24 protein-coding genes are annotated in these 26,102 nt (G+C 63.9%); 9 read left to right on the plus strand and 15 right to left on the minus strand.

Features of this window, described 5'->3' with window-relative positions:
* Positions 1 to 270: 270 nt before the first annotated feature.
* The gene (locus PVZ78_RS12695) at positions 271 to 828 is read right to left on the minus strand and encodes a hypothetical protein (RefSeq protein WP_273828758.1); all 558 of its coding nucleotides are present in this window, start codon (positions 826 to 828) and stop codon (positions 271 to 273) included.
* 243 nt (positions 829 to 1,071) lie between these two features.
* Between PVZ78_RS12695 and gliR the strand changes: the two genes are divergently transcribed.
* Complete coding sequence (gene gliR / locus PVZ78_RS12700; protein ID WP_273828759.1) at positions 1,072 to 2,100, plus strand: AraC family transcriptional regulator GliR; 1,029 nt, start codon at positions 1,072 to 1,074, stop codon at positions 2,098 to 2,100.
* 137 nt (positions 2,101 to 2,237) lie between these two features.
* Here gliR and PVZ78_RS12705 read toward each other — a convergent pair whose 3' ends face one another.
* The 8 genes from PVZ78_RS12705 to PVZ78_RS12740 all read right to left on the minus strand — a co-directional run bounded on the left by PVZ78_RS12705 (position 2,238) and on the right by PVZ78_RS12740 (position 11,683).
* The gene (locus PVZ78_RS12705) at positions 2,238 to 2,606 is read right to left on the minus strand and encodes a glyoxalase superfamily protein (protein WP_009046877.1); all 369 of its coding nucleotides are present in this window, start codon (positions 2,604 to 2,606) and stop codon (positions 2,238 to 2,240) included.
* Positions 2,607 to 2,737: 131 nt separating this feature from the next.
* A complete protein-coding gene (locus PVZ78_RS12710; RefSeq protein ID WP_009046876.1) occupies positions 2,738 to 4,198 on the minus strand; it encodes an N-acyl-D-amino-acid deacylase family protein in 1,461 nt (486 codons plus the stop codon).
* A 1-nt stretch (position 4,199) separates the two neighbouring features.
* The gene (locus PVZ78_RS12715; protein ID WP_009046875.1) at positions 4,200 to 5,060 is read right to left on the minus strand and encodes a MurR/RpiR family transcriptional regulator; all 861 of its coding nucleotides are present in this window, start codon (positions 5,058 to 5,060) and stop codon (positions 4,200 to 4,202) included.
* 15 nt (positions 5,061 to 5,075) lie between these two features.
* Positions 5,076 to 6,425: a GntT/GntP/DsdX family permease gene (locus PVZ78_RS12720; RefSeq protein ID WP_096373020.1), complete on the minus strand. Its 1,350-nt coding sequence runs from the start codon at positions 6,423 to 6,425 to the stop codon at positions 5,076 to 5,078.
* Positions 6,426 to 6,861: 436 nt separating this feature from the next.
* Complete coding sequence (gene ggt, locus PVZ78_RS12725; protein WP_009046872.1) at positions 6,862 to 8,529, minus strand: gamma-glutamyltransferase; 1,668 nt, start codon at positions 8,527 to 8,529, stop codon at positions 6,862 to 6,864.
* A 370-nt stretch (positions 8,530 to 8,899) separates the two neighbouring features.
* On the minus strand, positions 8,900 to 9,793 hold the full coding sequence (locus PVZ78_RS12730; RefSeq protein ID WP_009046871.1) for an NAD-dependent epimerase/dehydratase family protein: 894 nt from the start codon (positions 9,791 to 9,793) through the stop codon (positions 8,900 to 8,902).
* Between the two features lie 214 nt (positions 9,794 to 10,007).
* On the minus strand, positions 10,008 to 10,919 hold the full coding sequence (locus PVZ78_RS12735; protein ID WP_009046870.1) for a LysR family transcriptional regulator: 912 nt from the start codon (positions 10,917 to 10,919) through the stop codon (positions 10,008 to 10,010).
* A 173-nt stretch (positions 10,920 to 11,092) separates the two neighbouring features.
* Positions 11,093 to 11,683 (minus strand): NAD(P)H-dependent oxidoreductase, encoded by a 591-nt coding sequence (locus PVZ78_RS12740; protein ID WP_009046869.1) that lies wholly within the window; start codon positions 11,681 to 11,683, stop codon positions 11,093 to 11,095.
* 203 nt (positions 11,684 to 11,886) lie between these two features.
* Here PVZ78_RS12740 and PVZ78_RS12745 point away from each other — a divergent pair, with 203 nt between their 5' ends.
* On the plus strand, positions 11,887 to 12,201 hold the full coding sequence (locus PVZ78_RS12745; RefSeq protein WP_009046868.1) for a putative quinol monooxygenase: 315 nt from the start codon (positions 11,887 to 11,889) through the stop codon (positions 12,199 to 12,201).
* Here PVZ78_RS12745 and PVZ78_RS12750 read toward each other — a convergent pair.
* Positions 12,191 to 12,955: a sulfite exporter TauE/SafE family protein gene (locus PVZ78_RS12750; RefSeq protein WP_009046867.1), complete on the minus strand. Its 765-nt coding sequence runs from the start codon at positions 12,953 to 12,955 to the stop codon at positions 12,191 to 12,193. The genes PVZ78_RS12745 and PVZ78_RS12750 overlap by 11 nt on opposite strands.
* A gap of 204 nt (positions 12,956 to 13,159) precedes the next feature.
* On the opposite strand from PVZ78_RS12750, the gene PVZ78_RS12755 reads away from it, so the two are divergent.
* Positions 13,160 to 14,044, plus strand: a complete 885-nt coding sequence (locus PVZ78_RS12755; RefSeq protein WP_009046866.1) for a LysR substrate-binding domain-containing protein — start codon at positions 13,160 to 13,162, stop codon at positions 14,042 to 14,044.
* Between the two features lie 106 nt (positions 14,045 to 14,150).
* Here the strand turns inward: PVZ78_RS12755 and PVZ78_RS12760 are convergent, their stop codons facing one another.
* Both PVZ78_RS12760 and kynU read right to left on the minus strand, forming a co-directional pair.
* Positions 14,151 to 15,563, minus strand: coding sequence for an amino acid permease (locus PVZ78_RS12760; protein ID WP_198286578.1), 1,413 nt, complete (start codon positions 15,561 to 15,563; stop codon positions 14,151 to 14,153).
* 215 nt (positions 15,564 to 15,778) lie between these two features.
* Complete coding sequence (kynU, locus tag PVZ78_RS12765; RefSeq protein ID WP_009046864.1) at positions 15,779 to 17,029, minus strand: kynureninase; 1,251 nt, start codon at positions 17,027 to 17,029, stop codon at positions 15,779 to 15,781.
* 186 nt (positions 17,030 to 17,215) lie between these two features.
* Here kynU and PVZ78_RS12770 point away from each other — a divergent pair, with 186 nt between their 5' ends.
* Positions 17,216 to 17,689 carry an Lrp/AsnC family transcriptional regulator gene (locus tag PVZ78_RS12770; protein WP_009046863.1) on the plus strand — a complete coding sequence of 158 codons (474 nt, stop codon included), beginning with the start codon at positions 17,216 to 17,218 and terminating at the stop codon, positions 17,687 to 17,689.
* Between the two features lie 27 nt (positions 17,690 to 17,716).
* On the opposite strand, the gene PVZ78_RS12775 is transcribed toward PVZ78_RS12770, so the two are convergent.
* On the minus strand, positions 17,717 to 18,730 hold the full coding sequence (locus PVZ78_RS12775; protein ID WP_273828760.1) for an AraC family transcriptional regulator: 1,014 nt from the start codon (positions 18,728 to 18,730) through the stop codon (positions 17,717 to 17,719).
* A gap of 499 nt (positions 18,731 to 19,229) precedes the next feature.
* On the opposite strand from PVZ78_RS12775, the gene antA reads away from it, so the two are divergent.
* The 4 genes from antA to PVZ78_RS12795 all read left to right on the plus strand — a co-directional run bounded on the left by antA (position 19,230) and on the right by PVZ78_RS12795 (position 23,612).
* Entirely contained in the window at positions 19,230 to 20,615 is a 1,386-nt protein-coding gene (antA, locus tag PVZ78_RS12780; RefSeq protein ID WP_009046861.1) for an anthranilate 1,2-dioxygenase large subunit, read from the plus strand.
* A gap of 2 nt (positions 20,616 to 20,617) precedes the next feature.
* Positions 20,618 to 21,109 carry an anthranilate 1,2-dioxygenase small subunit gene (gene antB / locus PVZ78_RS12785; RefSeq protein WP_028681606.1) on the plus strand — a complete coding sequence of 164 codons (492 nt, stop codon included), beginning with the start codon at positions 20,618 to 20,620 and terminating at the stop codon, positions 21,107 to 21,109.
* A gap of 12 nt (positions 21,110 to 21,121) precedes the next feature.
* Entirely contained in the window at positions 21,122 to 22,141 is a 1,020-nt protein-coding gene (antC, locus tag PVZ78_RS12790) for an anthranilate 1,2-dioxygenase electron transfer component AntC (RefSeq protein ID WP_273828761.1), read from the plus strand.
* 73 nt (positions 22,142 to 22,214) lie between these two features.
* Positions 22,215 to 23,612, plus strand: coding sequence for an amino acid permease (locus PVZ78_RS12795; protein WP_009046858.1), 1,398 nt, complete (start codon positions 22,215 to 22,217; stop codon positions 23,610 to 23,612).
* A gap of 197 nt (positions 23,613 to 23,809) precedes the next feature.
* Here PVZ78_RS12795 and kynA read toward each other — a convergent pair whose 3' ends face one another.
* Positions 23,810 to 24,664 (minus strand): tryptophan 2,3-dioxygenase, encoded by an 855-nt coding sequence (gene kynA / locus PVZ78_RS12800; RefSeq protein WP_273828762.1) that lies wholly within the window; start codon positions 24,662 to 24,664, stop codon positions 23,810 to 23,812.
* A 107-nt stretch (positions 24,665 to 24,771) separates the two neighbouring features.
* Positions 24,772 to 25,413 (minus strand): arylformamidase, encoded by a 642-nt coding sequence (gene kynB / locus PVZ78_RS12805; protein ID WP_009046856.1) that lies wholly within the window; start codon positions 25,411 to 25,413, stop codon positions 24,772 to 24,774.
* A 266-nt stretch (positions 25,414 to 25,679) separates the two neighbouring features.
* On the opposite strand from kynB, the gene PVZ78_RS12810 reads away from it, so the two are divergent.
* Positions 25,680 to 26,030, plus strand: coding sequence for a cupin domain-containing protein (locus PVZ78_RS12810; RefSeq protein ID WP_007922165.1), 351 nt, complete (start codon positions 25,680 to 25,682; stop codon positions 26,028 to 26,030).
* Positions 26,031 to 26,102 lie beyond the last annotated feature (72 nt).

The raw sequence follows: 26,102 nt of genomic DNA on the forward strand, positions 1-26,102 counted from the left end.
CGTATGGAGGTCGAAGCGAAGCCGACCGGAGTCGATGCCCCCTGATGGACGCCGGAGCGAGGGAACCTGAGCGCAGCGAAGGCCGTACGCTAGGGGCAAGCGTTTTTGCTTACTTTTTTGGCGTTTGAAAAAAGTGAGTCGCCGTAAGGGCGAAACCATAAGCCGCCGTGACCGCAGGAATGGATATGTACACCGTCCAAAATCAGCAGCGAGGCCACCACCGAAATCGCGGGCAAGCCTCGCTCCTACAGAAGCACGCTGTACCCCGAGCTACTCGATCCGCCAGATCCGCACCGTGGCGCTCTTCAACTCCAAGGACCACTCCTCTTCCGACAAACGAAGCCGCCGCAGCACCTCCCCCATCTCCGTCTCAGCCACGTAGTCCTTGGCAATCACCAGAATGAGAAACTTGTTCCGAGCCATCTCCATCCGTTGCAGCCGACGCAGATCCGCAAACACCGACCAGACCAAAGACTCACCCCGGTCAACCTGCGGAAACCAGAGCCGCCCATCCCCATCCTCTCGAAGAACGGCTCGAGTCTCGCCCATCCCCTTGCCCATCAGGCACTTGGCAAAAGACACATCCCCCAGGCATTTCACCTCGGCCGCCATGTCGAGATCTTCCGTGTACAAGTCGACTTTCGTGCGTCCACCGGCCTTACCGCTGGTCCAGATATCCGGATAACCATGCTGCCAGGCATACAGGCTGAGCTCCGCCTGAATCCAGTGCTCCCGGCAATCGCTCAGTTGCAGGACTTGCCCCAGGCGCTCGCGGATCGCATAGAAAGCCCCGAGAAAAACCTCCGGCCATACAGGTGTCGTATTCATCTTTGGATTCCGTTCCTGGGGTTGTTGGGGAGCACTTTTCAGGCCCCCGTAAATTTTCCTACCTCTCGCAGATCGGCCGGCACCCCACAGTCTTGAGTTACCGTGTACACCGCCCAATATTCCCTGCGAGGCTACCACCGTCATCGCGGGCAAGCCTCGCTCCTACAAGACCAGCGTTGCACCCGGGATCACAGGCATTTACCTTTACCCTCAAAAAGCGCGCCCACCGCCAGGAACCCCACCATGCAGCCCCTTGGTTACACCTCGGTCCCACCGCTGCTCAAATACCTGCGCCACGCTGAACACCTCGGCCTGCCCACCGCTCCCGCGCTGCACGCCGCGGGCCTTGCCGCCGAACAACTGAACGACAACAGCCTGCGCCTGCCCGTCGAGGTCCACGAACGCCTGCTGGGGTATTTCTGCCAGCACTCCGGCGACCCGCTGTTCGGCCTCAACGCCGCCCGCTATGTGTTGCCCAACTCCTGGAGCGTGCTCGGCTACATCACCATGAACTGCGCGACCCTGGGCGAAGCCATGAGCCGGATCATGCCGTTCGAAAAACTGGTGGGCGACATGGGGGTGAGTCGCATCGAGATGATCGAGGAGCAGGTCCGCCTGATCTGGAACTGCCGCCTGCCGACCTCCGACACCCGCCGCCAGCTGGTGGAAAATGTGCTCGCCTCCTGGCTGCTCTACGCCCGCTGGATTGCCGATACCCAGCTCTCACCGAGCGCCGTGTGGTTCGAGCACCCGCTGCCGGACGGCACCACGCTGGCGCAATACGAAGCGTTTTTTGCTTGCCCGGTGCTGTTCGAACAGAGCTGCTCGGCCTTGCTGGCACCGCTGAGCTACCTGCAACTGCCGTTGCGCCAGGCCGACGCCCAACTGCTGCGAACCCTGGAAGAACACGCCATGAGCCTGATGGCGTCGCTGGAAGAGGCACCGTTGGCGCTGCAGGTGAAAAACGCCCTGCGCCAGTTGCTCAAGGAAGGTTTGCCGCGCAAGGAACAGGTGGCCGATCTGCTGGCGATGTCGCCGCGCACCATGCAGCGCCAACTGCAACAGGCCGGCACCTCCTACCAGCAGATCCTCGACGACCTGCGCCAGGAACTGGCCGAGCATTACCTGCTGCACAGCGACCTGCCGATCCAGGACATTTCCTATTACCTGGGCTTTACCGAACCACGCTCGTTTCACCGCACGTTCAAGGGGCGGACCGGGATGACGCCGGGGGAGTTTCGGCAGACCCAGCGAACACGCCCATCCCTGTAGCCGCTGCCGAGCACAGCGAGGCTGCGACAGGACCGAAGGTCCTCCAGCGATTCCAGGATCCCTGCGCCCCCTGCGGGGTCGATCGCAGCCTCGCTGCGCTCGGCAGCGGCTACAAGATGCAGGATGCAGGGCGCAGGTCAGACGCAGATGGCGTTGGTGAACACCAGCCGGTTACCGAACGGATCGAGCACTGTCATGTCCTGGCTACCCCAGGGCATGGCCTGGATCTGCGGGTGGGCGAAGCGGTAATCCTTGGCCAGCAACTGCTGCTGGAAGGCTTCCAGCTCGTCGGTCTCGATGCGTAACGCGGAGCCCGGCGTGCTGTCGCCGTGGTGCTCCGACAGGTGCAGCACGCACTCCCCGCGCGACACCTGCATATACAGCGGGAAGTTGTCTTCGAAGCGGTGCTGCCAGTCGAGCGTGAAGCCCAGGAAGTCGATATAAAACTCCCGCGCCTTGGCCTCGTCGAAGATCCGCAGGATGGGGGTGGTTTTGCCAAAGCTCATTGCGCGACTCCCTGATGAAAGATGTCCACGGTATAGCAGGTGGATGTCAGCACTTCGGCTAGGCCAAGGCTTTCTTTAATATCATCAGGCCATCACTGTGACGGCGCTCACCTATTCGGCGCCGCGCGCCTTCAGCCGTTGAACCCTTCACGCAAATCCCCTTCCCGCGCCAGGAAGCGTCCGTGCCTGCGGCCATTGGCCTGGCCTTCGGCATAGCTGCGCACGCCGTTGACCCACACGCCCTCGATTCCCTCGGCGGCCTGTTGCGGGCTTTTGAAGTCGGCGACATCGCGGATCCGCGCCGGGTCGAACAGCACCAGGTCGGCCCAATGCCCTTCGCGGATTTCGCCACGCAGCTTGAGGCCGAAGCGCGCCGCCGACAGACCGGTCATCTTATGCACGGCGGTGTGCAGCGGGAACAGGCCGAGGTCGCGGCTGAAGTGCCCGAGCACCCGCGGGAAGGCGCCCCACAACCGTGGATGGGGGAACGGGTCTTCCGGCAGGCCGTCGGAACCGATCATCGACAAGGGGTGGGAAAGGATGCGCCGCACATCGGCCTCGTCCATGCCGTAGTACACCGCGCCAGCCGGTTGCAGGCGCCGTGCGGCGTCCAGCAGGGTCGTGCCCCACTCGGCGGCGATGTCCATCAGGTCGCGGCCGCCCAGTTCCGGGTGCGGGGTGGACCAGGTGATGGTGATGCGAAAAGCATCGGTGACCTGCTTGAGGTCGAGGGTCGAGGAACTGGCCGCGTAGGGATAGCAATCGCAGCCCACCGGATGGTCTTTCGCCGCTTGCTCCAGGGAGGCCAGCAACTGCGGACTGCGCCCCCAGTTACCCGCCCCCGCGCATTTGAGGTGGGAAATGATCACCGGTGCCTTGGCGTGGCGGCCAATCAGGAACGCCTCGTCCATGGCCTCCAGCACCGGCTCGAATTCACTGCGCAGGTGGGTGGTGTACACCGCGCCGAAGGCGCTCAGTTCCTCGGCCAGTTGCAGCACCTCGTCGGTCTCGGCCGAGAAGGCGCTGGCGTAGGCCAGGCCGGTGGATAAACCCAGGGCACCGTCTTCCAGGCTGGCCCGCAGTTGCTCGCGCATGGCGGCGATTTCCTCCGCCGTGGCGGTGCGATACAGGTCGTCCAGATGATTGCTGCGCAGCGCCGTGTGGCCGATCAGTGCCGCCACATTGACCGCCGGCTGCGCGGCATCCACCGCGTCGCGGTAGTCGCGAAATCGCGGGTAGACGAAGGCCGCCTGGCTGCCCAGCAGGTTCATCGGGTCGGGTGGATCGGCGCGCAAACTCACCGGCGAGGCGCTGATGCCGCAGTTGCCGACGATCACTGTGGTCACGCCCTGGCTGAGCTTGGGCAGCATCTGCGGCTGGCGGATCACCACGGTGTCGTCGTGGGTGTGCACGTCGATAAAACCGGGGGCCAGCACCTGCCCGGCGGCGTCGATTTCTTCAGTGGCGCGGACGCCTTGCAGGTCGCCGATGCGGGCGATGCGGCCATCGAGCAGGGCGACATCGGCGGGGTAAGCCGGGCGGTCGCTGCCGTCGATCACCAGGGCGTTGCGGATCAGGGTGTCGTAAAGCATGTCAGTCTCCCAGCGGCAGGCAATCGTCGCCGCCACGGTAATCGTCCAGGGCCAGTTTGATCCGGCGCAGGCGTTCCTGGTTGTCTTCGGGCAGGGCCAGCGCCAGCTCGGTGGCCAGTACATCAATGGCCAGTAGCATGCCGTAGCGCGCGGCCGTGGGTTTGTAGATAAAGGAGGTCTCGGCGCTTTGCAGCGGCAGCAGCACGTCCGCCAGCTCTGCCAGCGGCGAATCGGCCAGGGTGATGGCGAGCACGCTGGCGCCGTAGCTGCGGGCCAGTTCGACGGTCTCCAGCAATTCGGGGGTGATGCCGGTCAGGGAGCAGGCGATCAGCGCATGTTGCGGGCCCAAAGCCGCGGCGGTCACCCGCATCATCACCGGGTCGTGGCAGGCGGCGATGGGGTAGCCGAGGCGCACCAGGCGCACCTGCAATTCGTCGCTGCACAGGGTGGAACAGCCGCCCATGCCGAAGGCGTGGATCATCTGCGCCTTGCCCAGCAAGCGCACCGCGTCGCGAAAGCGCGACTCGTCGAACCCCGCCAGGTGCTGGTGCAGGGTCGACTCGATATCACCGACGATCTGCCGGTAGAAACCCGACTGCTCCGGCGCGTCCGCCGGGTCGAGAAAACGGCTGCCGACCCCGCTGGCCTGGGCCAGTTGCAGGCGCAGGTCGCGCAGGTCGCGACAGCCCACGCTGCGGGCAAAACGCGACAGGGTGGCGGCGCTGACTTCCGCCTGCTGCGCCAGCTCTTCCAGGCTGGCCGAGGCTGCGAAACCGACGTCATCCAGCATCAAGCGGGCGATGCGGCCTTCGCCGGCGCTGAAGGAGTCCTGGCGGGAACGGATCTGGTAGAGGATGTCCATGGGCGGCACCTGGGCTCAAAGCAGTTGGGCAAGACCGACGGTCAGGGCGAAGGCGACCACCGAGATCAGGGTCTCCAGCACCGTCCAGGTCTTGAAGGTCTGGGTCACGGTCATATTGAAGTATTCCTTGATCAGCCAAAAGCCGCCGTCGTTGACGTGGGAGAAGATCACCGAGCCGGCGCCGGTGGCCAGCACCAGCAGTTCCGGGTGGGGATAACCCAGGCCGATGGCCACCGGCGCCACCACCCCCGAGGCGGTGGTCATGGCCACGGTGGCCGAGCCGGTGGCGATGCGCATCAGCGCGGCGAACAGCCAGCCCATCAGCAGCGGCGACAGCTGGAATTCATGGGCCAGGCCGACGATCTGGTCGGTGACCCCGGCGTCCACCAGGATCCGGTTGAGGCCGCCACCGGCGCCTACCAGCAGGGTGATGCTGGCGGTCGGCGCCAGGCATTCGTTGGTGAACCTGAGGATCGATTCGCGGTTGAAACCCTGGGCCAGGCCGAGGGTCCAGAAGCTCAGCAGGGTCGCCAGCAACAGGGCGATCACCGAGTTGCCGATAAACAGCAGGAACTGGTTGAGGCCGCTGCCCGGGGTGGAAATCAGGTTGGCCCAGCCGCCGATCAGCATCAGCACCACCGGCAACAGGATGGTGGCCATGGTGATCGCAAAACTGGGCAGGCGGGTGCGCGGCTCACGGTCGAGGAACTGGCGCGCCAGCGGGTTCTCCGTCGGCAGCTGGATGCGCGGCACGATGAATTTGGCGTACACGGGGCCGGCGATGATCGCCGTGGGAATGCCGATCAGGATCGCGTACAGCAGGGTCTGCCCCACCGACGCCTGATAGGCCTGCACCGCCAGCATCGCTGCCGGGTGCGGCGGCACCAGGGCATGCACCACCGACAGGCCGGCGACCATCGGCAGGCCGACCATCAGGATCGACACGCCGACACGCTTCGCCACGGTGAAGGCGATTGGCACCAGCAACACGAAACCGACCTCGAAGAACAGCGGCAGGCCCACCAGGAAGGCGATGCAGACCATCGCCCAGTGCGCGTTGCGCTCGCCGAAACGGTCGATCAGGGTCCGCGCCACCTGCTCCGCGCCGCCGGACTCGGCCATCATCTTGCCGAGCATGGTGCCCAGGGCCACCACCAGGGCGATGTGCCCCAGGGTCTTGCCGACACCCGCTTCGTAGGCGCCGACCACGCCGGACGGCGGCATCCCGGCCATCAGCGCCAGGCCCACCGAGACCAGGGTGATGACAATGAACGGATTGATCCGGTAACGCGCGATCAGGACGATCAGCGCGATGATGGCGATGGCGGCATAGCCCAGCAGCCAGTAGCCCAATGCAGGTGTCATGCGGTACTCCTCGAAAAAGGGTCACGTCGAATGCTTGTGAAACTCATAAATCATTTCGTGACCGGATTTTCAAACCGCATGAAAGTAATTTTCGTATAGAGACATGCTTTGTCGCGGACAGACAAGTCGTGTCGCGAATAATGAAAATCGACGAGGGGTATTTTCATCCGCTGTAGCGGAAGAGATAGAGCTTCTGGGGGGACAGGTGAAGGTTGAGTGCGGTTCTGTAGGAGCGAGGCTTGCCCGCGATGGCGTCGTTTCTGACACAGCGCGGGGCCCCGATAATCGCGAGCAAGCTTCGCTCCTACAGAAGCTTGCTCGTCCCGGGGGTGATACGGCTGACCCATTGTAGGAGCGAGGCTTGCCCGCGATAGCGTCGTCCCTGACTCACCGCGGTGGCCCAATCGCGAGCAAGCTTCGCTCCTACAAAGGCAGGTTATTTGACGACTTTGCCCACACCGCGCCCACGTGGGTCGGAGGCCGTTTCCAGCTGGCTGCCGGTGACCCGGATCGCCTGGATATCGCCCATCTCCCAGCCCTGGTCTTCCAGGGTGTAGCCCATGGCCTTCAGCTCATCGGCAACCTTGCCGCTGAGCGGCGCATAGGCGTCGAAGTAAATGGTGTCCTTGGGCAGCAACTGGTGATGCACGCGCTGCGCGGCCACGGCTTTTTCCAGCGGCAGGTTGAAGTCGTAGAGGTTGTTCAGCACCTGGAAGATCGAGGTGAAGATCCGCGACCCGCCCGGCGTGCCCAGCACCAGGGTGACCTTGCCGTCGCGGGTCACCAGGCTCGGGCTCATGGACGACAGCATGCGCTTGCCCGGCGCGATGGCATTGGCATCACCGCCGACCACGCCAAAGGCGTTGGCCACCCCGGGCTTGGCACTGAAGTCGTCCATTTCGTCGTTGAGCAGGAACCCCGCGCCCTTCACCACCACGCCGCTGCCATAGTCCCAGTTGAGGGTGTAGGTATTGCTCACCGCGTTGCCGTCGGCATCGACGATGGAGAAGTGGGTGGTCTGGTGCCGCTCCAGGCCCGGGCGGACTTTTTCGGTGGGCGAGATGGCCGTCGGGTTGATCTCGGCGGCGCGTTTTTTCAGGTAGGCCGGGTCGGTCAGTTGCTTGACCGGCACCTCGGAGAACGCCGGGTCGCCGAGGTAATCGGCGCGGTCGGCGAACACGCGCTTTTCGATTTCCGCCAGCAGGTGGATGTACTTGGCCGAGTTCAGCTCGACGCCCTTGAAGTCCGCCGTGCGCTCTTCCTTGATGGTCATCAGCTGCGCCAAGGCCACGCCGCCGGAGCTGGGTGGCGGCGCGGTGTACAGGGTATTGCCGCGCCAGTTGACCTGCAGCGGCTCACGCCAGGCGACCTTGTAGTCCTGCAGGTCCTGCTTGGTGATCAGGCCTTTGTCGGCCTGCATCTGCGCCACCAGCAGGTCGGCGGTCTTGCCTTCGTAGAATTCCTTGACGCCCTGGTCGGCGATGCGCTCCAGGGTCGCGGCCAGCTCTGGCTGGCGGAAGGTTTCGCCGGATTTCATGCTGCCGAAATAGTCGCCGAAGTTGGTGCTGTCCTTGAACAGCTTCAGCGCGTCCTCGCGGTACTGGTACTGCTTGTCGGCGACCTTGAAGCCGTTTTTCGCATAGCCCACCGCCGGGGTGATCAGCTCGCTCCAGGGTAGCTTGCCGAACTTCTTGTGCGCTTCCCACAGGCCCATCACCGTGCCCGGCACCCCCGCGGCGCGCGCGCCGACCAGGCTGAGGTTCTCGATGACCTCGCCTTTTTCGTTCAGGTACATGTCACGGGTCGCGGCCTTGGGCGCGGTTTCGCGGTAGTCGAGGAAGTAGGGTTTGCCGTCGATGAACAGGGTCATGAAACCGCCGCCGCCAATGTTGCCAGCCTCGGGGTAGGTCACCGCCAGGGTGAAGGCGGTGGCGACCGCGGCATCCACCGCGTTGCCGCCCTTCTTGAGAATCTGCGCCGCGACGTCGGCGCCATACTGGTTCGGCGCGGCGACCGCGCCACCTTCCAGCAACGCGGCGAAGGCCGGCGAGCTGGCGGCGATGGCCGCTGTCAGAGCCAGGGTCTTAAACAGAACAATGCGCATAAGGTCCGTCCTTTTATTGTTTTTTGGCAGGTCGAACGATAGGGGCAAGATCGGGGGCGGAGCAATCGGCAAATAAAAACGGCCGCTTGAAGCGGCCGTCTGGCGAGGGGAGGAGTGACGGTGGCGACGGTGCCGCGCTTGAGGTCGTCACGACCGTACCGGTCGATCGTGGCCCGAGCCTGCAGCAGCGGCTACAGGATCACGCTGCCCGTGTAGCCGCTGCCGAGCCTGCGAGGCTGCGATCGGCAACGCCGTTGCCGCAAAACCTGAATCCGCGAACTGCCTGGAAAAAAGCGCCAGCCGGTTTACGACGGCTACGCCGCCGAGCGCAGCCTCGCTGGCGCTCGACAGCGGCTACAGGGATAGCGGCTCAGACCATCTCGTGGCGAATCCACTCCAGCACCGAGGTGCGCCGCGGTACCCAGCCCAGCCGTTCGCGGGCGTTCTTGCCGCGCACGCGGCTGTTGGAGCCCAGGCCGTAGTTGGCCATCTCGTAGCCCCATTCGGCTTCGGCGTCGGCCAGCGGCCAGTCCTGCGGCGCGCCGAGGTGCAGGGCCTGGGCCATGGCGGTGGTCATGTCGATGAACGAGGCTTCACCGCTTTCGACGAAGTAGAAGGTGCCCGGGATGTTGCGGGTCAGCGCCAGCAGGTACAGCGCCACCACGTCTTCGATATGCACGTTGGACCAGATGTTCTGCCCCGGACCGACATGCCGCACCACGCCACTGTTGCGCGCCTGCTTGAGCAGCCGCGGCAGCTGCACGCTGTCGCGTTTCACCCCGAGGCTGTGGCCGTAGATCAGGGTATTGCAGAGCACCGCCGAGTTGACCCCGTCCCTGGCCGCGGCCAGCACCAGGTTGTCGATGGCCACGCGCGCGGCCTTGTCGACGGTGGGCTCTGGCAGGTTGTTTTCCTGATAGACGACTTCGCTGACCTTGCCGCCCGAAGCGTCGCCGACAATGCTCGAACCGCTGGTGTGCAGGAAGACTTTATTGGAGCCCTTGAGGGCCGCGATCAGGACTTCCACCGCGCCACGATGGTCGCTGCTGGCGGCGTTGATCACCGCGTCGGCGGCACGCGCCTGTTCGGTCAGCACGGCGCTGTCGTCCAGGCTGCCGAGCACCGGCTTGATGCCCAGGGCAGTGAGTTCGGCGGCCTGTTCGGCGCTGCGCACCAGGCCGGTGACTTGATGGCCGGCCTGGACCAGGCCGGTGGCGATGGAGCCGCCGATAAAACCCGCGGCGCCGGTAACGAATACATTCATGGAGAAACTCCCTGGGTGGATAAGTGATGGCGCCAGTATCGGCGGGCGACTCCTGCCGAAACAGGCAGGCTGGCCCAAATCACTCTTGCGCAGGGATCACGAATCAGGGATCAGCCTTCCCACGGGAATTGATCGCTGCAGGAGCTGGCTTGCCAGCGATGGCATCTGCCCGGGCGGTGCAAGGCAAGCCGGCTCCTCCTACAGCAGAAAGGCCTCAGCCTTCGAACAGCGGGTTGGCGTAATCGGCCAGCTTGCCCTGGATAAAGTCGAGGAAGCACTGGATGCGCAGAGCCAGCTGCGAGTTACGGTAGTAGACGGCGTTGATCGGCTGGCGATAGCCGCTGTTGAACTCCGAGAGGATCGGCGTGAGGCGCCCGGTGCGGATGTCGTCGATGGTCATGAAGTGCGACAGGCAGGCAATGCCCTGCCCTTCCAGCGCCAGGTGGCGCACCGTCTCACCGCTGGAGGCGCTGATGCCCGGCTGGATCGGCCAGCGGTCGCCGTGCACATGGCGCAGCGGCCAGTGGTTGAGGGTTTCGGTCTGGGTGAAACCCAGCAGGGTATGTTCGCTCAGCTCGGCCACGGTGCCGGGTGTGCCGTGCTGCTTCAGGTAGTCGGGGCTGGCGAGGATGTGCAGCGGGCTGCAACCGAGCGAGCGCGCATGCAGGGTCGAGTCCGCCAGGGTGCCGATGCGGATCGCGATATCGGTGCTCTGTTCCAGCAGGTCGATGATCAGGTCGTTGCTGTTGAGCTCCAGCTGGATGTCCGGGTACAGGCTACGGAACTCGGCGATGTAGGGCACGATGGCGTGCAGCATGAACGGCGAGGCGGCGTTGATCCGCAGGCGCCCGGATGGGGTCTGCTGGCGCGACGACAGGCGTTCTTCGAGTTCGTCCATCTGGTCGAGGATCAGCTTGGCCTGCTCGAAGAAGTACTTGCCCTCTTCGGTCAGGTCCATGCGCCGCGTGGTGCGGTTGATCAGCGTGGTATCGAGCTTGGCTTCCAGGCGCGACAGGGTGCGGCTGACCGCCGACGGCGTCTGCCCGACCTGCTCGGCCGCCGCGGAAATCGAACCGCATTCGATGACGCAGACGAAGATCTGGAGTTCGTCGGATCTGGCTTTCACGTAAGTCCTCTATCTCGGTTGGGCGCCCTGTAGCCGCTGCCGCAGGCTGCGATAAGGCCGAAGGCCTTCAGCGATCTCACGACCTTGCGCCCCCTTCGGTGGCGATCGCAGCCTGCGGCAGCGGCTACAGGTCCCACATCGGGCTCGCGGCACGCCACCGATAGTAGCCGGATTTACGCGGGGAGGTTGAACACCGCCTTGAGGTGTTCTTCGTAGCGCTGCACATCGGCTTCGATGTTCGGCCGTTTCATCACGTCGACGCAAAGGAAGGTCGGCAGGCCGCGCATGCCGAGGAACTGGTTGGCCTTGTGGAACGGGAAGTACACCGCGTCCACGCCCTTGGCTTCGAAGAAGTCGGTCGGGTCGTCGAAGGCTTGCTGCGGCGCGTTCCAGGTCAGCGACAGCATGTACTGCTTGTCGTGGATCAGGCCGCCGCTGCCGTATTTCTGCGAGGCGTCGGAGCGGGTGCGGCCGTCGCTGGCGTAGAGGCTGCCGTGGCCCTCGGTGAAGACTTCGTCGATGTACTTTTTCACGATCCAGGGCGCGCCCATCCACCAGCCCGGCATCTGGTAGACGATCACGTCGGCCCAGAGGAACTTGGCCACTTCTTCCTTGATGTCGTAGCCCTCGTCGATGTGGGTGACTTTGACGTCCACGCCGCCACGGTCCAGCACCGACACCGCGGCTTCATGCAGGGTCGCGTTGTAGCGGCCATCGGAGTGGGCGAACTTCTTGCCACCGTTGAGCAACAGTACTTTTTTCATGATCCAGCCTCATCAGGGACAACCCTTTGGCGCTGCGCTGCAGGGCCGGGTCGAGAAGATTAAAAACGATGGGGCGGAGAATATCGTTGAAAGACGATATGAATAAGCGCGATCCAGGCAAAAAGCATTTGACCAATACGCACGAATAGACGGCGGATTCGTGTCGTAGAATTTTTAAAACTCCCTTACCCAGGAACCGCCCCATGTCCGAACAGCACGGCTTTATCCTCCACGCCAAGACCCGCCCGGAAATGTCCGAGGCCTTCGAAGCGCTGTTTCGCGCCTATGTCGAGCCAAGCCGCGCCGAGCCCGGCTGCATCGAGTACCACATGCTGCGCGACCAGCAGGACCCGAGCCTGTTCATCTTCTACGAGATCTGGGAATCCCAGGCGCACCTGGACGTGCACGCCAACCTGCCGCACATGAAGGCGTTCTTCGACAAGCGCATGGATTACCTGGAACGCGACTTCGATATCCGCCGCATCGACATGCTCAGCCCGTCGTCCGCTAGCCGCTGATCAGCAGGTGAGCACCAAGCAGGCCCAGGCCGCTGAAAAACACCCGCTTGAACAGCACGGCGCTGATGCGCTGGCGCAGCGCCTGACCCAACCACATGCCGAGCAGGGCCGGGATCAGCGCCAGCAGCGAGGCGCTGAGTTCGCCGCCGCCCAGGGCTCCGCGCCAGTACAGGCCGGCCGCCAGGGCCAGGGTCGAAACGGTGAACGACAGCCCCAGGGCCTGCACCAGTTCGTCCTTGTGCAGCCCCAGCGCCTGCAGATAAGGCACCGCCGGAATCACGAACACCCCGGTGGCCGAGGTGATGACGCCCGTCACCAGGCCACAGGCCGGGCCCAGCCAGGCTTCCATTCGCGGCCGCAGCCGCAGGGTTGGCAGCAGCAGTCCGCTCAGGGCATAGAGCAATAACGCCGCCCCCAGCGCCCGTACTACCCAGCGCCCGCCGTCGATGCCCAACCACAGGCTGCCCAGGCCGGTGCCGATAAAGATCGCCAGCAGCATCGGCCACAAGCGCTTGAGCAAGCCTCGCAAATGCCCGCCAAACGCCAGTTGCCAGACATTGGTCAGGGTCGCCGGAATGATCAGTAAGGCCGCAGCCTGCGTCGGCGCCATAGCCAGGCCGAGCAGGCCCATGGCAATGGTCGGCAGGCCGAGGCCGATCACGCCCTTGATCATGCCGGCCAGGACAAAGGTGCCGATCACCAGCAGGGACAGGAGCAAACCGAGGTTCTGGTAAAACGCGAGGGAAGTGTTCATGGCGCTATCCTGCGCCGACGGTGGTGGGCTGAAAATCTGCCATATACTGAGGCAGCCTCTTGCTTGGCGAGAGGCTGGAGATTTTCAGTGGCTGTGATGGCCCTATCGCGGGCAAGCCTCGCTCCTACAGGTATTGCACTGTCCTTGTAGGAGCGAGGCTTGCCCGCGATAGCCGCGCAGCGGCGCTTTCAAGGGACCCGCCCCATGCACTTCGACCTGACCGACCTGCGCCTGTACCTGAACATCCTCGACGCCGGCAATATCACCGCCGGCGCCAGCCGCAGCCATTTGTCCCTGGCCGCCGCCAGTGCGCGGATCCGCGCCATGGAGGCCTCCCTGGGCACCGAATTCCTCCAGCGTGGCCGCCGTGGCGTCAGCCCGACACCCGCCGGCAAGGCCCTGGCCCAGCATGCGCGCGGCCTGCTGCAACAGGCCGAACACCTGCGCCAGGACCTGGCCGAATACGCCCGGGGCGTCAAAGGCCAGGTACGCCTGTTGTGCAACACCACGGCGATCACCGAATACCTGCCGGAGCCGCTGGCGGACTTTCTCTGCGCCCACCCCAACCTCGATATCGACCTGCAGGAACTGCCCAGCCTGCGCATCACCCACGCCCTGCGCCAGGGCGCGGCGGACCTGGGAATAGTGTCCGACGCGGTGGATACCCAGGACTTGCAGACCCTGGCCTTTCGCGACGACCCGCTGGTGCTGGTCCTGCCCGCCAACCACCTGCTGGCGGACGGTCGGGCAGTGAGTTTCAGCGACAGCCTGCACCACAACTATATCGGCCTCGCCGCCCACAGCGCCCTGGCCGTGTACCTGGAAGAACAGGCCCTGCACCTGGGGCTGCGGATGCCGATCCGCATCCGCGCCGATGGCTTCGATGGAGTGATGCGCATGGTCGCCCGGGGCGCCGGGCTGGCGGTGGTGCCCCGGGCCGCCGTCGAACGCCGGGGGCCGGATGCCTCGCTCACAGTGCTGCCGCTGATGGAGGCCTGGGCGCAACGCAAGTTGCTGCTCTGTGCCCGCGACTTCAACGCCCTGCCCGCCTACGCCAAGGCTCTCCTGGAAACCCTGGGCCAACTGTAGGAGCAGCCGGTCGACGCTCGATTGCTCGCGATAGCGTTCGTCGCGACACTGCGGTGAATGGCCGCTGCGCGGATCGCGAGCAAGCTTCGCTCCTACAGGTTTGGGGTCAGACCTTGGACAGCGCCCCTGCCGGCGCCCGGGATTTCCTGAAGAACAGCCAGTAGGCCAGGGTCAGGATCGCCAGGAAGGGCACGCCGAACACCAGGGTCATCTTGAAGGCTTCGGTGAAGTAGGTGGTGATCATCACCGCGCCCATCAGCACCAGGCCCAGCAGTGTGCTCCAGGGGAACAGGCGCATGCGGAACGACAGCGGCTGCTCGCCATGGCGCTGGTGGTAACGGCGGAAGCAGTAGTGGGTGAGAAAGATCATGAACCAGGTGAAGATCGCGCCGAACATCGAGATCGCCATCATCAGGGTGAACGAGCTTTCCGGGTACAGCACGTTGATCAGGGTCGCCAGGCCGATGCCGGAACTGGACAGCAGCAAGGCGTTCAGCGGGATGCCGGACTTGCTCAGGGCGCCCATGGACTTCGGTGCATAACCGCCGCGGGACAGGCTGAACATCATGCGCGTGGTGATGTACAGCTGGCTGTTCATCGCCGACAACGCGGCGATCAGGATCACGAAGTTCATCACCCCGGTGGCGCCGGGAATGCCGATGGTCTGCATCACCGTGACGAACGGGCTCTGCGCCTTGCCGGCCTGGACCCACGGCACGATGGCCAGCATCAGCGCCAGGGTCAGCAGGTAGAACACCACCAGCCGCACCATGGTCGCGCGGAAGGCCTTTTTCACCGCGCGCTGCGGGTCCTCGGCCTCGCCGGCGGCCACCGCGATCATCTCCACGCTCAGGTAGCTGAAGATCGAGACGATCACCGCGATCCACATGCCCTGCACGCCGTTGGGGAAAAAGCCGCCGTGGACGCTGTAGTTGTGCAGGCCGTAGTCGGCATTGCCGGAGCCGAACACCACGTACACCGCAAGGATGATGAAGCCGACGATGGCGGCGATCTTGATGGTGGAGAACCAGTATTCGAAGTTGCCGAAGGTTTTCACGCTGATGGCGTTGAGCAGGATCAGCACGCTGGAGAACGAGACGATCCACACCCATTCCGGCACGTGGGCGAACCAGTACTTCATGTACATGGCGATGGCCGTGACCTCGGCGCCGACCGCCAGCACAATGGCCGCCCAGTAGGCGTAGCGCACCAGGAACCCGGCCAGCGGGCTGATGTAGAACTCGGCGTAGGCGCCGAAGGAACCGGAGGTGGAATGGGCCACGGTCATTTCCGCCAGGCAGCCCATCAGCAGCAGGGTGATCAGCGCGCCGATGGCGTAGCTGAGCAGCACGCTGGGGCCGGCATAACCGATGGCGTAGGCGCTGCCCATGAACAGCCCGGTGCCGATTGCCCCGCCGATGGCGATCATGCTCATCTGCCCGGCCGTGAGCTGGCGGCGCAAGCCCTGTTCACGGTTGGAAATCGCTGCAAAACCCTTGTTGGTCGTGGTCACGTTCATCAGCCTCTTATTATTGTGTGCACGCGTTGATCGGTGTCGCGAGCCGTCCCTGGCCGGTTCTGGTATCACCCTGTAGCCGCTGGCGCAGCCTGCGATCGAGGCCGCAGGACTCGCATTCCCAGGCGCCGCGGTCTATCCGGCAGACCATGGACTCAGGATTTGCGACGGCTGCGCCGCCGATCGCAGGCTGCGGCAGCGGCTACAGGTAGCGGGTTTCAGGTCACGCTGTGGCGGATCTGGAACTGCGGCTCGGCCCAGGTTTTTTCGTCGAGGATTTCACCGAGGATCTGCACCGCGTCCCAGACTTCGCTGAAGCGGGTATACAGCGGCGTGAAGCCGAAGCGCATGATCCGCGGTTCGCGGTAGTCGCCGATCACGCCCCGGGCAATCAGGGCCTGGATCACCGCATAACCTTCGGGGTGCTCGAAGCTGACATGGCTACCGCGCTTGTCGTGTTCACGCGGGGTCACCAGCTTCAGGCCATGGGCCGCGCAGCGCTGCTCCACCAGTTCGATGAACAGGTCGGTCAGGGCCAGGGACTTGCGGCGCAGGCTGGCCATGTCGGTCTGCTCGAAGATCTCCAGGCCGCACTCGACCATGGCCAGCGAGGTGATCGGCTGGGTGCCGCACAGGTAGCGGGCGATGCCGCTGCTCGGCCGGTATTGCGCTTCCATGTCGAACTGCCGCGCGTGGCCGAACCAGCCGGACAGCGGCTGCTTGACCAGGTCGCAGAGCGCCGGCGAAACCCAGGCGAAGGCCTGGGAGCCCGGGCCGCCGTTGAGGTATTTGTAGGTGCAGCCGATGGCGTAGTCGGCGCCGGCCTGCTTCAGGTCCACCGGCACCGCGCCGGCGGAGTGGGCCAGGTCCCACAGGCTCAGCGCGCCGCATTCGTGGGTCAGCGCAGTCACCGCCGGCATGTCGTGCATGTAGCCGGTCTTGTAGTTGACGTGGGTGAGCATGACCACCGCGGTGTCTTCGCCAATGGCCTGGGGCAGTTCCTCGGGGCTGTCCACCAGGCGCAGGGAATAACCCTGCTGGAGCATCTCGGTCAGGCCTTCGGCGATGTACAGGTCAGTGGGAAAGTTGCTGCTCTCGCTGACGATCACCCGCCGCTGCGGCGCCTTGAGCGCCTGCACGCGCAAGGCAGCGCTGAGCACCTTGAACAGGTTGATCGAGGTGGTATCGGTGATCACCACTTCGTTGGCATCGGCGCCGATCAGTTTGGCCAGGCGGTCGCCGAGGCGCTGCGACAGGTCGCGCCAGCCGGCGGTGTTCCAGCTGCGGATCAGGCCATTGCCCCACTCCTCGGCAATCACCTGCTGCGCCCGTTGCAGGGCCGCCACCGGGCGCGCGCCGAGGGAGTTGCCGTCGAGATAGATCACCCCGTCGGGCAGCGCGAACTGGTGGCGCAGCGGTGCCAGCGGGTCCTGTGCGTCGAGGGCCAGGCAGTGGTTTCTTGTTGTCATGGGAGGTCCTGTTTTCACTATGGCGTGCGACAGCGCACACAACGCCGGAGTCGGCATCGGCAGCTGCACGGTGAAGAAATAATGAACGAAGCCCTGGAGAATTTTCGTGCAAAATGCGCTATGAGAGCGGCACAGCCTCGAAGATTATTCGACTACAACTTAAAAAAACGCGGATAAATGCCAACCATGATTCTCGACTCGACAGACCTGCGAATCCTGCACTTCCTGCAACAGGACGGCCGTATCAGCAACCAGGAGCTGGCGGAGAAAGTCGCCCTCTCGCCCTCGGCCTGCCTGCGGCGCCTGCGCCTGCTGGAGGGCGAAGGCATCATCAGCGGCTATCGCGCGGTACTCAACGCCGAGCGCCTGGGGATCGAGCTGGAGGCCATCGTCCATGTGTCGCTGCGCCAGGACGTGGCGGACTGGCACGAGACCTTTATCAAGAAGGTCCAGCAGTGGCCGGAAGTGGTGACCGCCTATGTGATCACCGGCGCCAGCAACTATGTGCTGCGGGTCCAGGCGCGCAACCTCAAGCACTTCTCGGATTTCATCGTCAATCACCTGAACCGCACGTCCGGGGTCACTGACATCCGCTCGGAAATCGTCCTGCAGAAAATCAAGGAACAGGACGGCCTGCTCGACCTGGTGCTGCGCAAGTAAAACGGCTGGCCTGTGGGGCACAGGCCACTAGAAACTGCCCAGGCGCCGCGCATCGTGGCGCTGCAGGGTGACGCTGGGCGACTCGCCGAACAGCTTGCGGTATTCGGCGGAGAACCGCCCCAGATGGCTGAAGCCCCAGCCCAGGGCGATTTCGGAAATGGTCCGCGCCGAGCCGTGTTCGAGGATCTCCTGGCGCACCGCGTTGAGCCGGTACTTCTTCAGGTAGACCATCGGCGACAGGGCGAAATACTTCTTGAAGGCCTCGAACAGCTTGAAGCGCGAGACCCCGGCGGCGGCCTCCAGGTCCTCCAGGCACAGCGGCTCTCGGGCGTTGGCGTGAATGTACTGGCGGGCGCGGACCAGGTAGTGGGGCAACTTGACCTCCAGCACCTCGCGCAGCTCCGCCGAGTAGTTGTTCGGCTGGGCCAGGATCAGGCCCTTGATCAAGGAGCTTTCCAGGTCGCGGGTGAAGGCCAGCTGTTCGTACAGCTCGCTGCTGCGCTCCAGTTCGGCGATGAAATAGCGCGCCATGCGCCACCAGGACGCCGACGCCCCTTCCACCGCATCCATCACCGCCTCGAAACGCAGCGGCGCATCCGGCGGCCGTTGCAGCAAGGCCTCCAGCGCTTCGCTCATGGCCGCCCGGGTAATCACCACCTGGACTTTGCGGCAGTCGCCGGAGATCGCCAGCATCTGGCTTTCGTTGGGCGCGATGATCACCCCCTGGTCGCGGTTGGAACGCAGCAGCCGGCCATCCTTGCTCAACTCCTGATCGCCGCTCAGCGGCAGGCTCAGGCTGTAGCTGCTGAAGCGCTCGGCGTCTTCGATATCGATGGTGACGTCGGTGCCGTATTCGATGGTGCCCAGGGTCGTGGCCCGCGACTTGAACACGTTGGCGCTGTGGTGAAAGCGGATGCGCTCGGGGGTACTGGTTTCGAGCCGGTGCGGCCCGCAAATGCCAGACATCCAGCTTCTCGCCCCCTCGAGGTCGTAGCGATCGATACGAATATCGCGAAACTGCGAATCAGCCTTGCTATTCATCACGGCGCACCCACGGCAATATTTTTTTGCGCGCTCTGACGGCGCGTCTGATTTGAAGTCCTGACCTGCAAGAGCAAGTTTTGCGCCACCGTCCGGCACTGCCAACCGACTGGATAGCAATCGCCAACTAAGTGGATAGAGCCCATCCACCCGGTGCGCAAACCCCACGCAAGACTGCGCCAAACAGTAGCTCATCGCGACATCGCGGTGCAGCCGTTGATCGCCTGGGGCGCCGGCCGTGGGTATTCAGCCCCCAGGTGTTACCCCCCGCGCCCGCAGGAGCGAGGCTTGCCCGCGATGGGTACGGCGCGCTTTGGCGGATGCACCGCGTGATCGTTTATCGCGAGCAAGCTTCGCTCCTACAGAAGCCCTCAGCGCCATTCAATTTTATGGATGGCCTTGGCCGACTAAACGGATAGCCACCCCTGCCCCGCACTCCCTCTAATGCACCCACTGATTGGCCTGAATAAAACCGTATCTATAAAAAAGGTAATCACTCATGAGTGGTGCAAGAAACACAGAACAATGGAAAAGCTTCATCGACGGCTGCCTGGACTTTCGTCCGGACGACGGCGTGTTCCGCATCGCCCGGGACATGTTCACCGAGCCCGAGCTGTTCGACCTGGAGATGGAACTGATCTTCGAGAAGAACTGGATCTACGCCTGCCACGAAAGCGAGCTGGCCAACAACCACGACTTCGTGACCCTGCGCGCCGGGCGCCAGCCGATGATCATCACCCGCGACGGCGAAGGCCGGCTCAACGCGCTGATCAACGCCTGCCAGCACCGCGGCACCACCCTGACCCGGGTCGGCAAGGGCAACCAGTCCACCTTCACCTGCCCGTTCCACGCCTGGTGCTACAAGAGCGACGGGCGCCTGGTGAAGGTCAAGGCGCCGGGGGAATATCCCGAGGGCTTCGACAAGGCCACCCGCGGCCTGAAGAAGGCCCGCATCGACAGCTACAAGGGCTTTGTCTTCATCAGCCTCGACGTCCATGCCGACAACTCCCTGGAGGACTTCCTCGGCGATGCCAAGGTGTTCTTCGACATGATGGTCGCCCAGTCGCCCACCGGTGAACTGGAAGTCCTGCCCGGCAAGTCCGCCTACACCTACGACGGCAACTGGAAACTGCAGAACGAGAACGGCCTCGACGGTTATCACGTGAGCACCGTGCACTACAACTACGTGGCCACGGTGCAGCACCGCCAGCAGGTCAACAGCGAAAACGGCGGCGCCAGCGCCACCCTCGACTACAGCAAGCTCGGCGCCGGCGACGCCAACACCGACGACGGCTGGTTCGCCTTCAACAACGGCCACAGCGTGCTGTTCAGCGACATGCCCAACCCGTCGGTGCGCTCCGGCTACGCCACCATCATGCCGCGGCTGGTGGAAGAGTACGGCCAGGAAAAGGCCGAATGGATGATGCACCGCCTGCGCAACCTCAACATCTACCCGAGCCTGTTCTTCCTCGACCAGATCAGCTCGCAGCTGCGGATCATCCGCCCGTTGGCTTGGAACAAGACCGAGATCATCAGCCAGTGCATCGGGGTCAAGGGCGAGTCCGACGCCGATCGGGAAAACCGCATCCGCCAGTTCGAGGACTTCTTCAACGTCTCGGGCATGGGCACCCCCGACGACCTGGTGGAATTCCGCGAAGCCCAGCGCGGCTTCCAGGGCCGCCTGGAACGCTGGAGCGATATCTCCCGGGGCAGCCACCGCTGGGCAACCGGGCCGACCCGCAACAGCGAGGCCATCGGCATCCAGCCGGCCATGACTGGCACCGAATTCACCCACGAAGGGCTGTACGTCAATCAGCATCGCAACTGGCAGAAATTCCTCCTCGACGGGCTGGCCAGACAATCCCTGAAACTGCGTGAGGTGTGAACATGAGTGCGCAACTGCAATACCGTATCGAGCAGTTTTTCTACCGCAAGTCGGAGCTGTGCGACGCCCAGGACTGGGACGCCTACCTCGAACTCTTCGACCCGCAGAGCGAGTTCCACCTGCCGCAGTGGGATTCCGAGCATGTCTACACCACCGACCCGAAACGCGGCATGTCGCTGATCTACTACGCCAACCGCTCGGGCCTGGAAGACCGGGTGTTCCGTATCCGCACCGGCAAGGCCGCCTCGACCATTCCGATGCCGCGCACCCTGCACAACATCAGCAACGTGCGGATCGCCGAGCAGGCCGATGGCAGCCTGCAAGTGCGGCTGAACTGGCACACGCTGTTCTATCGCCTGGCCACCGCCGAGCAGTTCTTCGGCCATGCCACCTACAACCTCAAGCCCCACGGCGACAGCTGGCTGATCACCCGCAAGCATGTGCTGCTGCTCAACGACACCATCAACTCGGTGCTCGATTTCTACCACCTCTGACGGAGACCGGGCATGAACCACAAGGTCGCGTTCAGCTTTGCCGATGGCAAGACGCTGTTCTTCCCTGTACACGCCAACGAAATACTGCTCGACGCCGCCCTGCGCAACGGCATCAAGATCCCCCTCGACTGCCGCGAAGGCGTCTGCGGCACCTGCCAGGGCCGCTGCGAATCCGGCAACTACAGCCAGGACTACGTGGACGAGGAAGCCCTCTCCAGCACGGACCTGGAGCAGCGCAAGATGCTCAGTTGCCAGACCCGGGTGCAGTCCGATGCCACCTTCTACTTCGATTTCGATTCCAGCCTGTGCAGCGCCGCAGGCCCCGCACAGCTGGGCGCTACAGTCAGCGAAGTGCGCCAGGTCTCCGACAGCACGGCGATCCTGCAACTGCAGCTCGACCAGGATCAGGCGGCGCTGGACTTCCTGCCGGGGCAGTACGCCCGGCTGTCGGTCCCCGGCACGTCGAGCAAGCGCTCCTACTCGTTCGCCAACCGCTCGGGCAGCCAGCAGCTGCAATTCCTCGTGCGCCTGCTGCCCGACGGGGCCATGAGCAACTACATCCGCGAACGTTGCCAGGTCGGCGACCGTATCGAGCTGGAGGCGCCGCTGGGCGCCTTCTACCTGCGCCATATCGTCCGGCCGCTGGTGCTGGTGGCCGGCGGCACCGGGTTGTCGGCGCTGCTGGCGATGCTCGAACAACTGGTCGCCGACGGCTGTACCCAGCCGGTGCACCTGTACTACGGGGTGCGCAACGTCGCCGACCTGTGCGAAACCGCGCGTATCGAGGCTTATGCCGACCAACTGCCGGGCTTTCGCTACACTGCGGTGATCAGCGAGCCGGCGGCGGACTGGCCGGGCAAGCGTGGTTACATCGCCGAGCATTTCGATTGCAGCGAACTGCGCGATAGCCCGGTGGACATGTACGTCTGCGGACCGCCACCGATGGTCGAGTCGATCAAGAACTGGCTGCAAGATCAGCAACTTGAGAGCGTTCAGCTGTATTACGAGAAGTTCACCGAGAGTAATATCTGATCCGTCCGCCGTCAGCCGCGATCTGGCCGCGAACACGGACAGATCCGATAACAATGAGAAGAGAGCGTGATTAGTGGATGAAATCCTGAAACCCGGCGAACTCAAGCGTGGCTTGAAGAACCGCCATATCCAGCTGATTGCCCTGGGCGGGGCGATCGGCACCGGACTGTTCCTTGGCTCCGCCGGCGTGCTCAAGTCCGCCGGCCCTTCGATGATCCTCGGTTATGCGATTGCCGGGTTCATCGCCTTCCTGATCATGCGCCAGCTTGGCGAAATGATCGTCGAGGAGCCGGTGGCCGGGTCCTTCAGCCACTTCGCGCACAAGTACTGGGGCGGTTACTTCGGCTTTCTCGCCGGCTGGAACTACTGGGTGCTCTACGTGCTGGTGGGCATGGCCGAACTCACGGCCGTGGGCAAGTACGTGCAGTTCTGGTGGCCGGAAATCCCGTCCTGGGTCAGCGCGGCGGTGTTCTTCGTGCTGGTCAACCTGATCAACATGATGAACGTGAAGTTCTTCGGCGAAGCCGAGTTCTGGTTCGCCATCATCAAGGTGGTGGCCATCATCGGCATGATCGCCCTCGGCTGCTACATGCTGGCCAGCGGCAGCGGCGGCCCGCAGGCCGCGGTGAGCAACCTGTGGAGCCACGGCGGGTTCTTCCCCAATGGCGGCACCGGCCTGCTGATGGCCATGGCCTTCATCATGTTTTCCTTCGGCGGCCTGGAGCTGGTGGGCATCACCGCCGCCGAGGCCAGCGAGCCACGCAAGGTGATCCCCAAGGCGATCAACCAGGTGGTGTACCGGGTGCTGATCTTCTACGTCGGCGCCCTCACCGTGCTGCTGTCGCTGTACCCCTGGGACCAGTTGCTGCAGACCCTCAACGCTTCCGGCGACTCCTATAGCGGCAGCCCGTTCGTGCAGATCTTTGCCCTGATCGGCAGCGACACCGCGGCGCACATCCTCAACTTCGTGGTCCTGACCGCGGCGCTGTCGGTCTACAACAGCGGCGTGTACTGCAACAGCCGCATGCTCTACGGCCTGGCCGAACAGGGTGACGCGCCCAAGGCGATGATGAAGCTGAACAAACAGGGGGTGCCATTGCTGGCCCTGGGCGTCTCGGCGCTGATCACCCTGCTCTGCGTGGTGGTCAACTACCTGGCGCCGCAGGAAGCGCTGGAGCTGCTGATGGCCCTGGTTGTCGCGTCCCTGATGATCAACTGGGCACTGATCAGCCTGACCCACCTGAAGTTCCGCAAGTCCATGGGCCAGCAAGGCATAGTGCCGTCGTTCAAGACCTTCTGGTTCCCGTTCAGCAACTACCTGTGCCTGGCCTTCATGCTGATGATCGTCAGCGTGATGCTGATGATTCCCGGGATCCGGGTTTCGGTCTACGCGATCCCGGTGTGGGTCGCGCTGATCTGGGTGTTCTACCGCCTGCGGGTGGCCAGGGCTGGTACTCGGGCGGTGGCCTGACAACGGCGGCGCGCCCATCGCGGGCAAGCCTCGCTCCTACAGAAACGGAGCTTGCTCGCGATGAACATCGTTACCGTAGGAGCGAGGCTTGCCCGCGATGAACGATGACACGGTGGCCCTGATTACAACGCCACTGATTCAGCCAACAAAAAGGCCCGGCATTCGATGAATGCCGGGCCTTTTTGCTGGCCTGCCGCTTACAGCGTCGAGCGCACGCGCCACAGCTCGGGGAACAAGACGGTGTCGAGCATCTTGCGCAGGTAGCCGACGCCTTCGGTGCCGCCAGTGCCGGGCTGGAAGCCGATGATGCGTTCCACCGTGGTCACATGGCGGAAGCGCCACTGGCGGAAGGAATCCTCCAGGTCGATGAATTTCTCCGCCAGCTGGTACAGGTCCCAGTAGCGCGACGGGTCGGTGTAGACCTCGCGCCAGGCGGCTTCCACCGACGGGTCATGCTGGGTCGGCGCCTGGCTGTTCAGGGCCAGGCGCTCGGGGTCGATGGCCAGCCCGGCCTTGGCCATCAGGCCGATGGCTTCGTCGTACAGCGACGGCGTGGCGATCGCCAGCTCCAGCTCCTCGAGCAGTTCCGGACGATGGGCATGGGGGCGCAGCAAGGTCGCGCTCTTGTTGCCGAGGATGAACTCGATCTCGCGGTACTGGAACGACTGGAAGCCCGACGAGTGCCCCAGGTACGGGCGGATCGACTTGTACTCGGACGGGGTCATGGTCGCCAGCACCGCCCAGGCGTGCACCAGTTGGTCGAAGATCCGCGACACCCGCGCGAGCATCTTGAACGCCGACGGCAACTGGCCCTGATGCACGTGCTCGCGAGCCGCCTTGAGCTCGTGCAGCATCAGTTTCATCCACAGCTCCGAGGTCTGGTGCTGGATGATGAAGAGCATTTCGTTGTGGTCCGGCGACAAGGGGTGCTGGGCATTGAGGATGCGCCCCAGGTCCAGGTAGTCGCCGTAGCTCATGGAATTGGAAAAATTCAGTTCGGCGTTATGCCAGCCATCGGGCGGCGGGTTGCTCGAATAGGGACATTGACTCATCGCGTGGGCTCCTCATGTCAGGTCGCGGCTGATCGATCACCCGGCGCCAGTCTTGATCGAGGGCGCGTGGGGTCGAAGCTTTGTTGTTGTAAATACTATTGTAGGAATTATCGCGGCAAAGGCCGCAGGATGGCGCGCACCGGGCTCGCATCCAGATGGGCGAAACGCAGGGGCAGCGCGATCAGTTCGTAGTCGCCTTCGGCCACCTCGTCGAGCACTATGCCCTCGAGAATCGCCAGCCCATGGCGGGCCACGGCGTTATGGGCGTCCATGGTTTTCGATTGCTGCGGATCGAGGGACGGGGTGTCGATGCCGATCAGGCGCACGCCGTGGCTGGCCAGCAGCTCGACGGTTTCCTTGGCCACGGCGCTGAAGTCCGGATCCCAGGTGCTCAACGGCGCCTGGCGATAGGTGCGCAGCAGCACCCGCTCGGGCAGGTTGTCGAGGTGACCTTCCAGGTGTCGGGGCAATACCAGCGGGCCGCAGCCCAGGCAATGCACGACCCGGCACGGGCCGAGGTAGACATCCAGCGGCACCTCGCCGATCGGCGCGCCATCGGCGCTGTAATGCAGCGGCGCGTCGACATGGGCCCCGGTGTGCGGCGACAGGGTGATGCGCCCGACATTCACCGGGCACTCGGGTCCATACTGCCAGACCCGCTCTTCCTGGAACGGCGTGTCGCCAGGCCAGGTCGGGGTCGCGGTACTCAGGGGCGGGCTGATGTCCCACCAGCTTGGGGTTGTGTTCATAGCGCTGCTCTCGGCCACTTCGACCTGAATCATACGAGCGATGCCCGTGAAGATTCTTGCGAAATGCTCCGGCGACCGCGGAATCTTTCGCAAGAACTGCAAGGAAATCACTGATTCACGCTCGGAAATTTCAATGCAAACCGCGGCAACACTTCGCGGGCGGCTACTGCGTTTCTGGGCACCCCGATGTCGAGTACAGACAACTGATGGGGCGCCGGGCGCTATAGGGTGCGACTTCAGTTCTCAGCCAAGACCCCGGAGTCCTCATGACCGCGACTGCCCCCATCACCGTTCTGCGCGACACTCACCCGCTGCCGGTGCTCGATGCCTGCAAATGGGAAAAACTCGAAGGCGACCCGCACACCGTCAACCTCAACGCCTACACCAGCGAAGACGGCAGCAAGATCATGGGCACCTGGATCTGCACGCCCGGCAAATGGCGCGTGGACTACGTGAAATGGGAGTACTGCCATTTCCAGGAAGGTTACTGCGTGATCACCCCGGACGGCATGGACCCGATCCACTTGCGCGCCGGCGATATCTTCGTGGTCGAGCCGGGGATGAAAGGCACCTGGGAAGTGGTGGAGACCGTGCGCAAGTATTTCGTTTTCGCCTGACGCCCGAAAATGCGGGCCGCAGTTTTGCAAACTGACTGATCGGCCCGGCGAAGGACTTTCCACAAAACTTCA

This window comes from Pseudomonas sp. SBT1-2 (assembly GCF_028640875.1).
Taxonomy (GTDB): Bacteria; Pseudomonadota; Gammaproteobacteria; order Pseudomonadales; family Pseudomonadaceae; genus Aquipseudomonas; species Aquipseudomonas chlororaphis_I.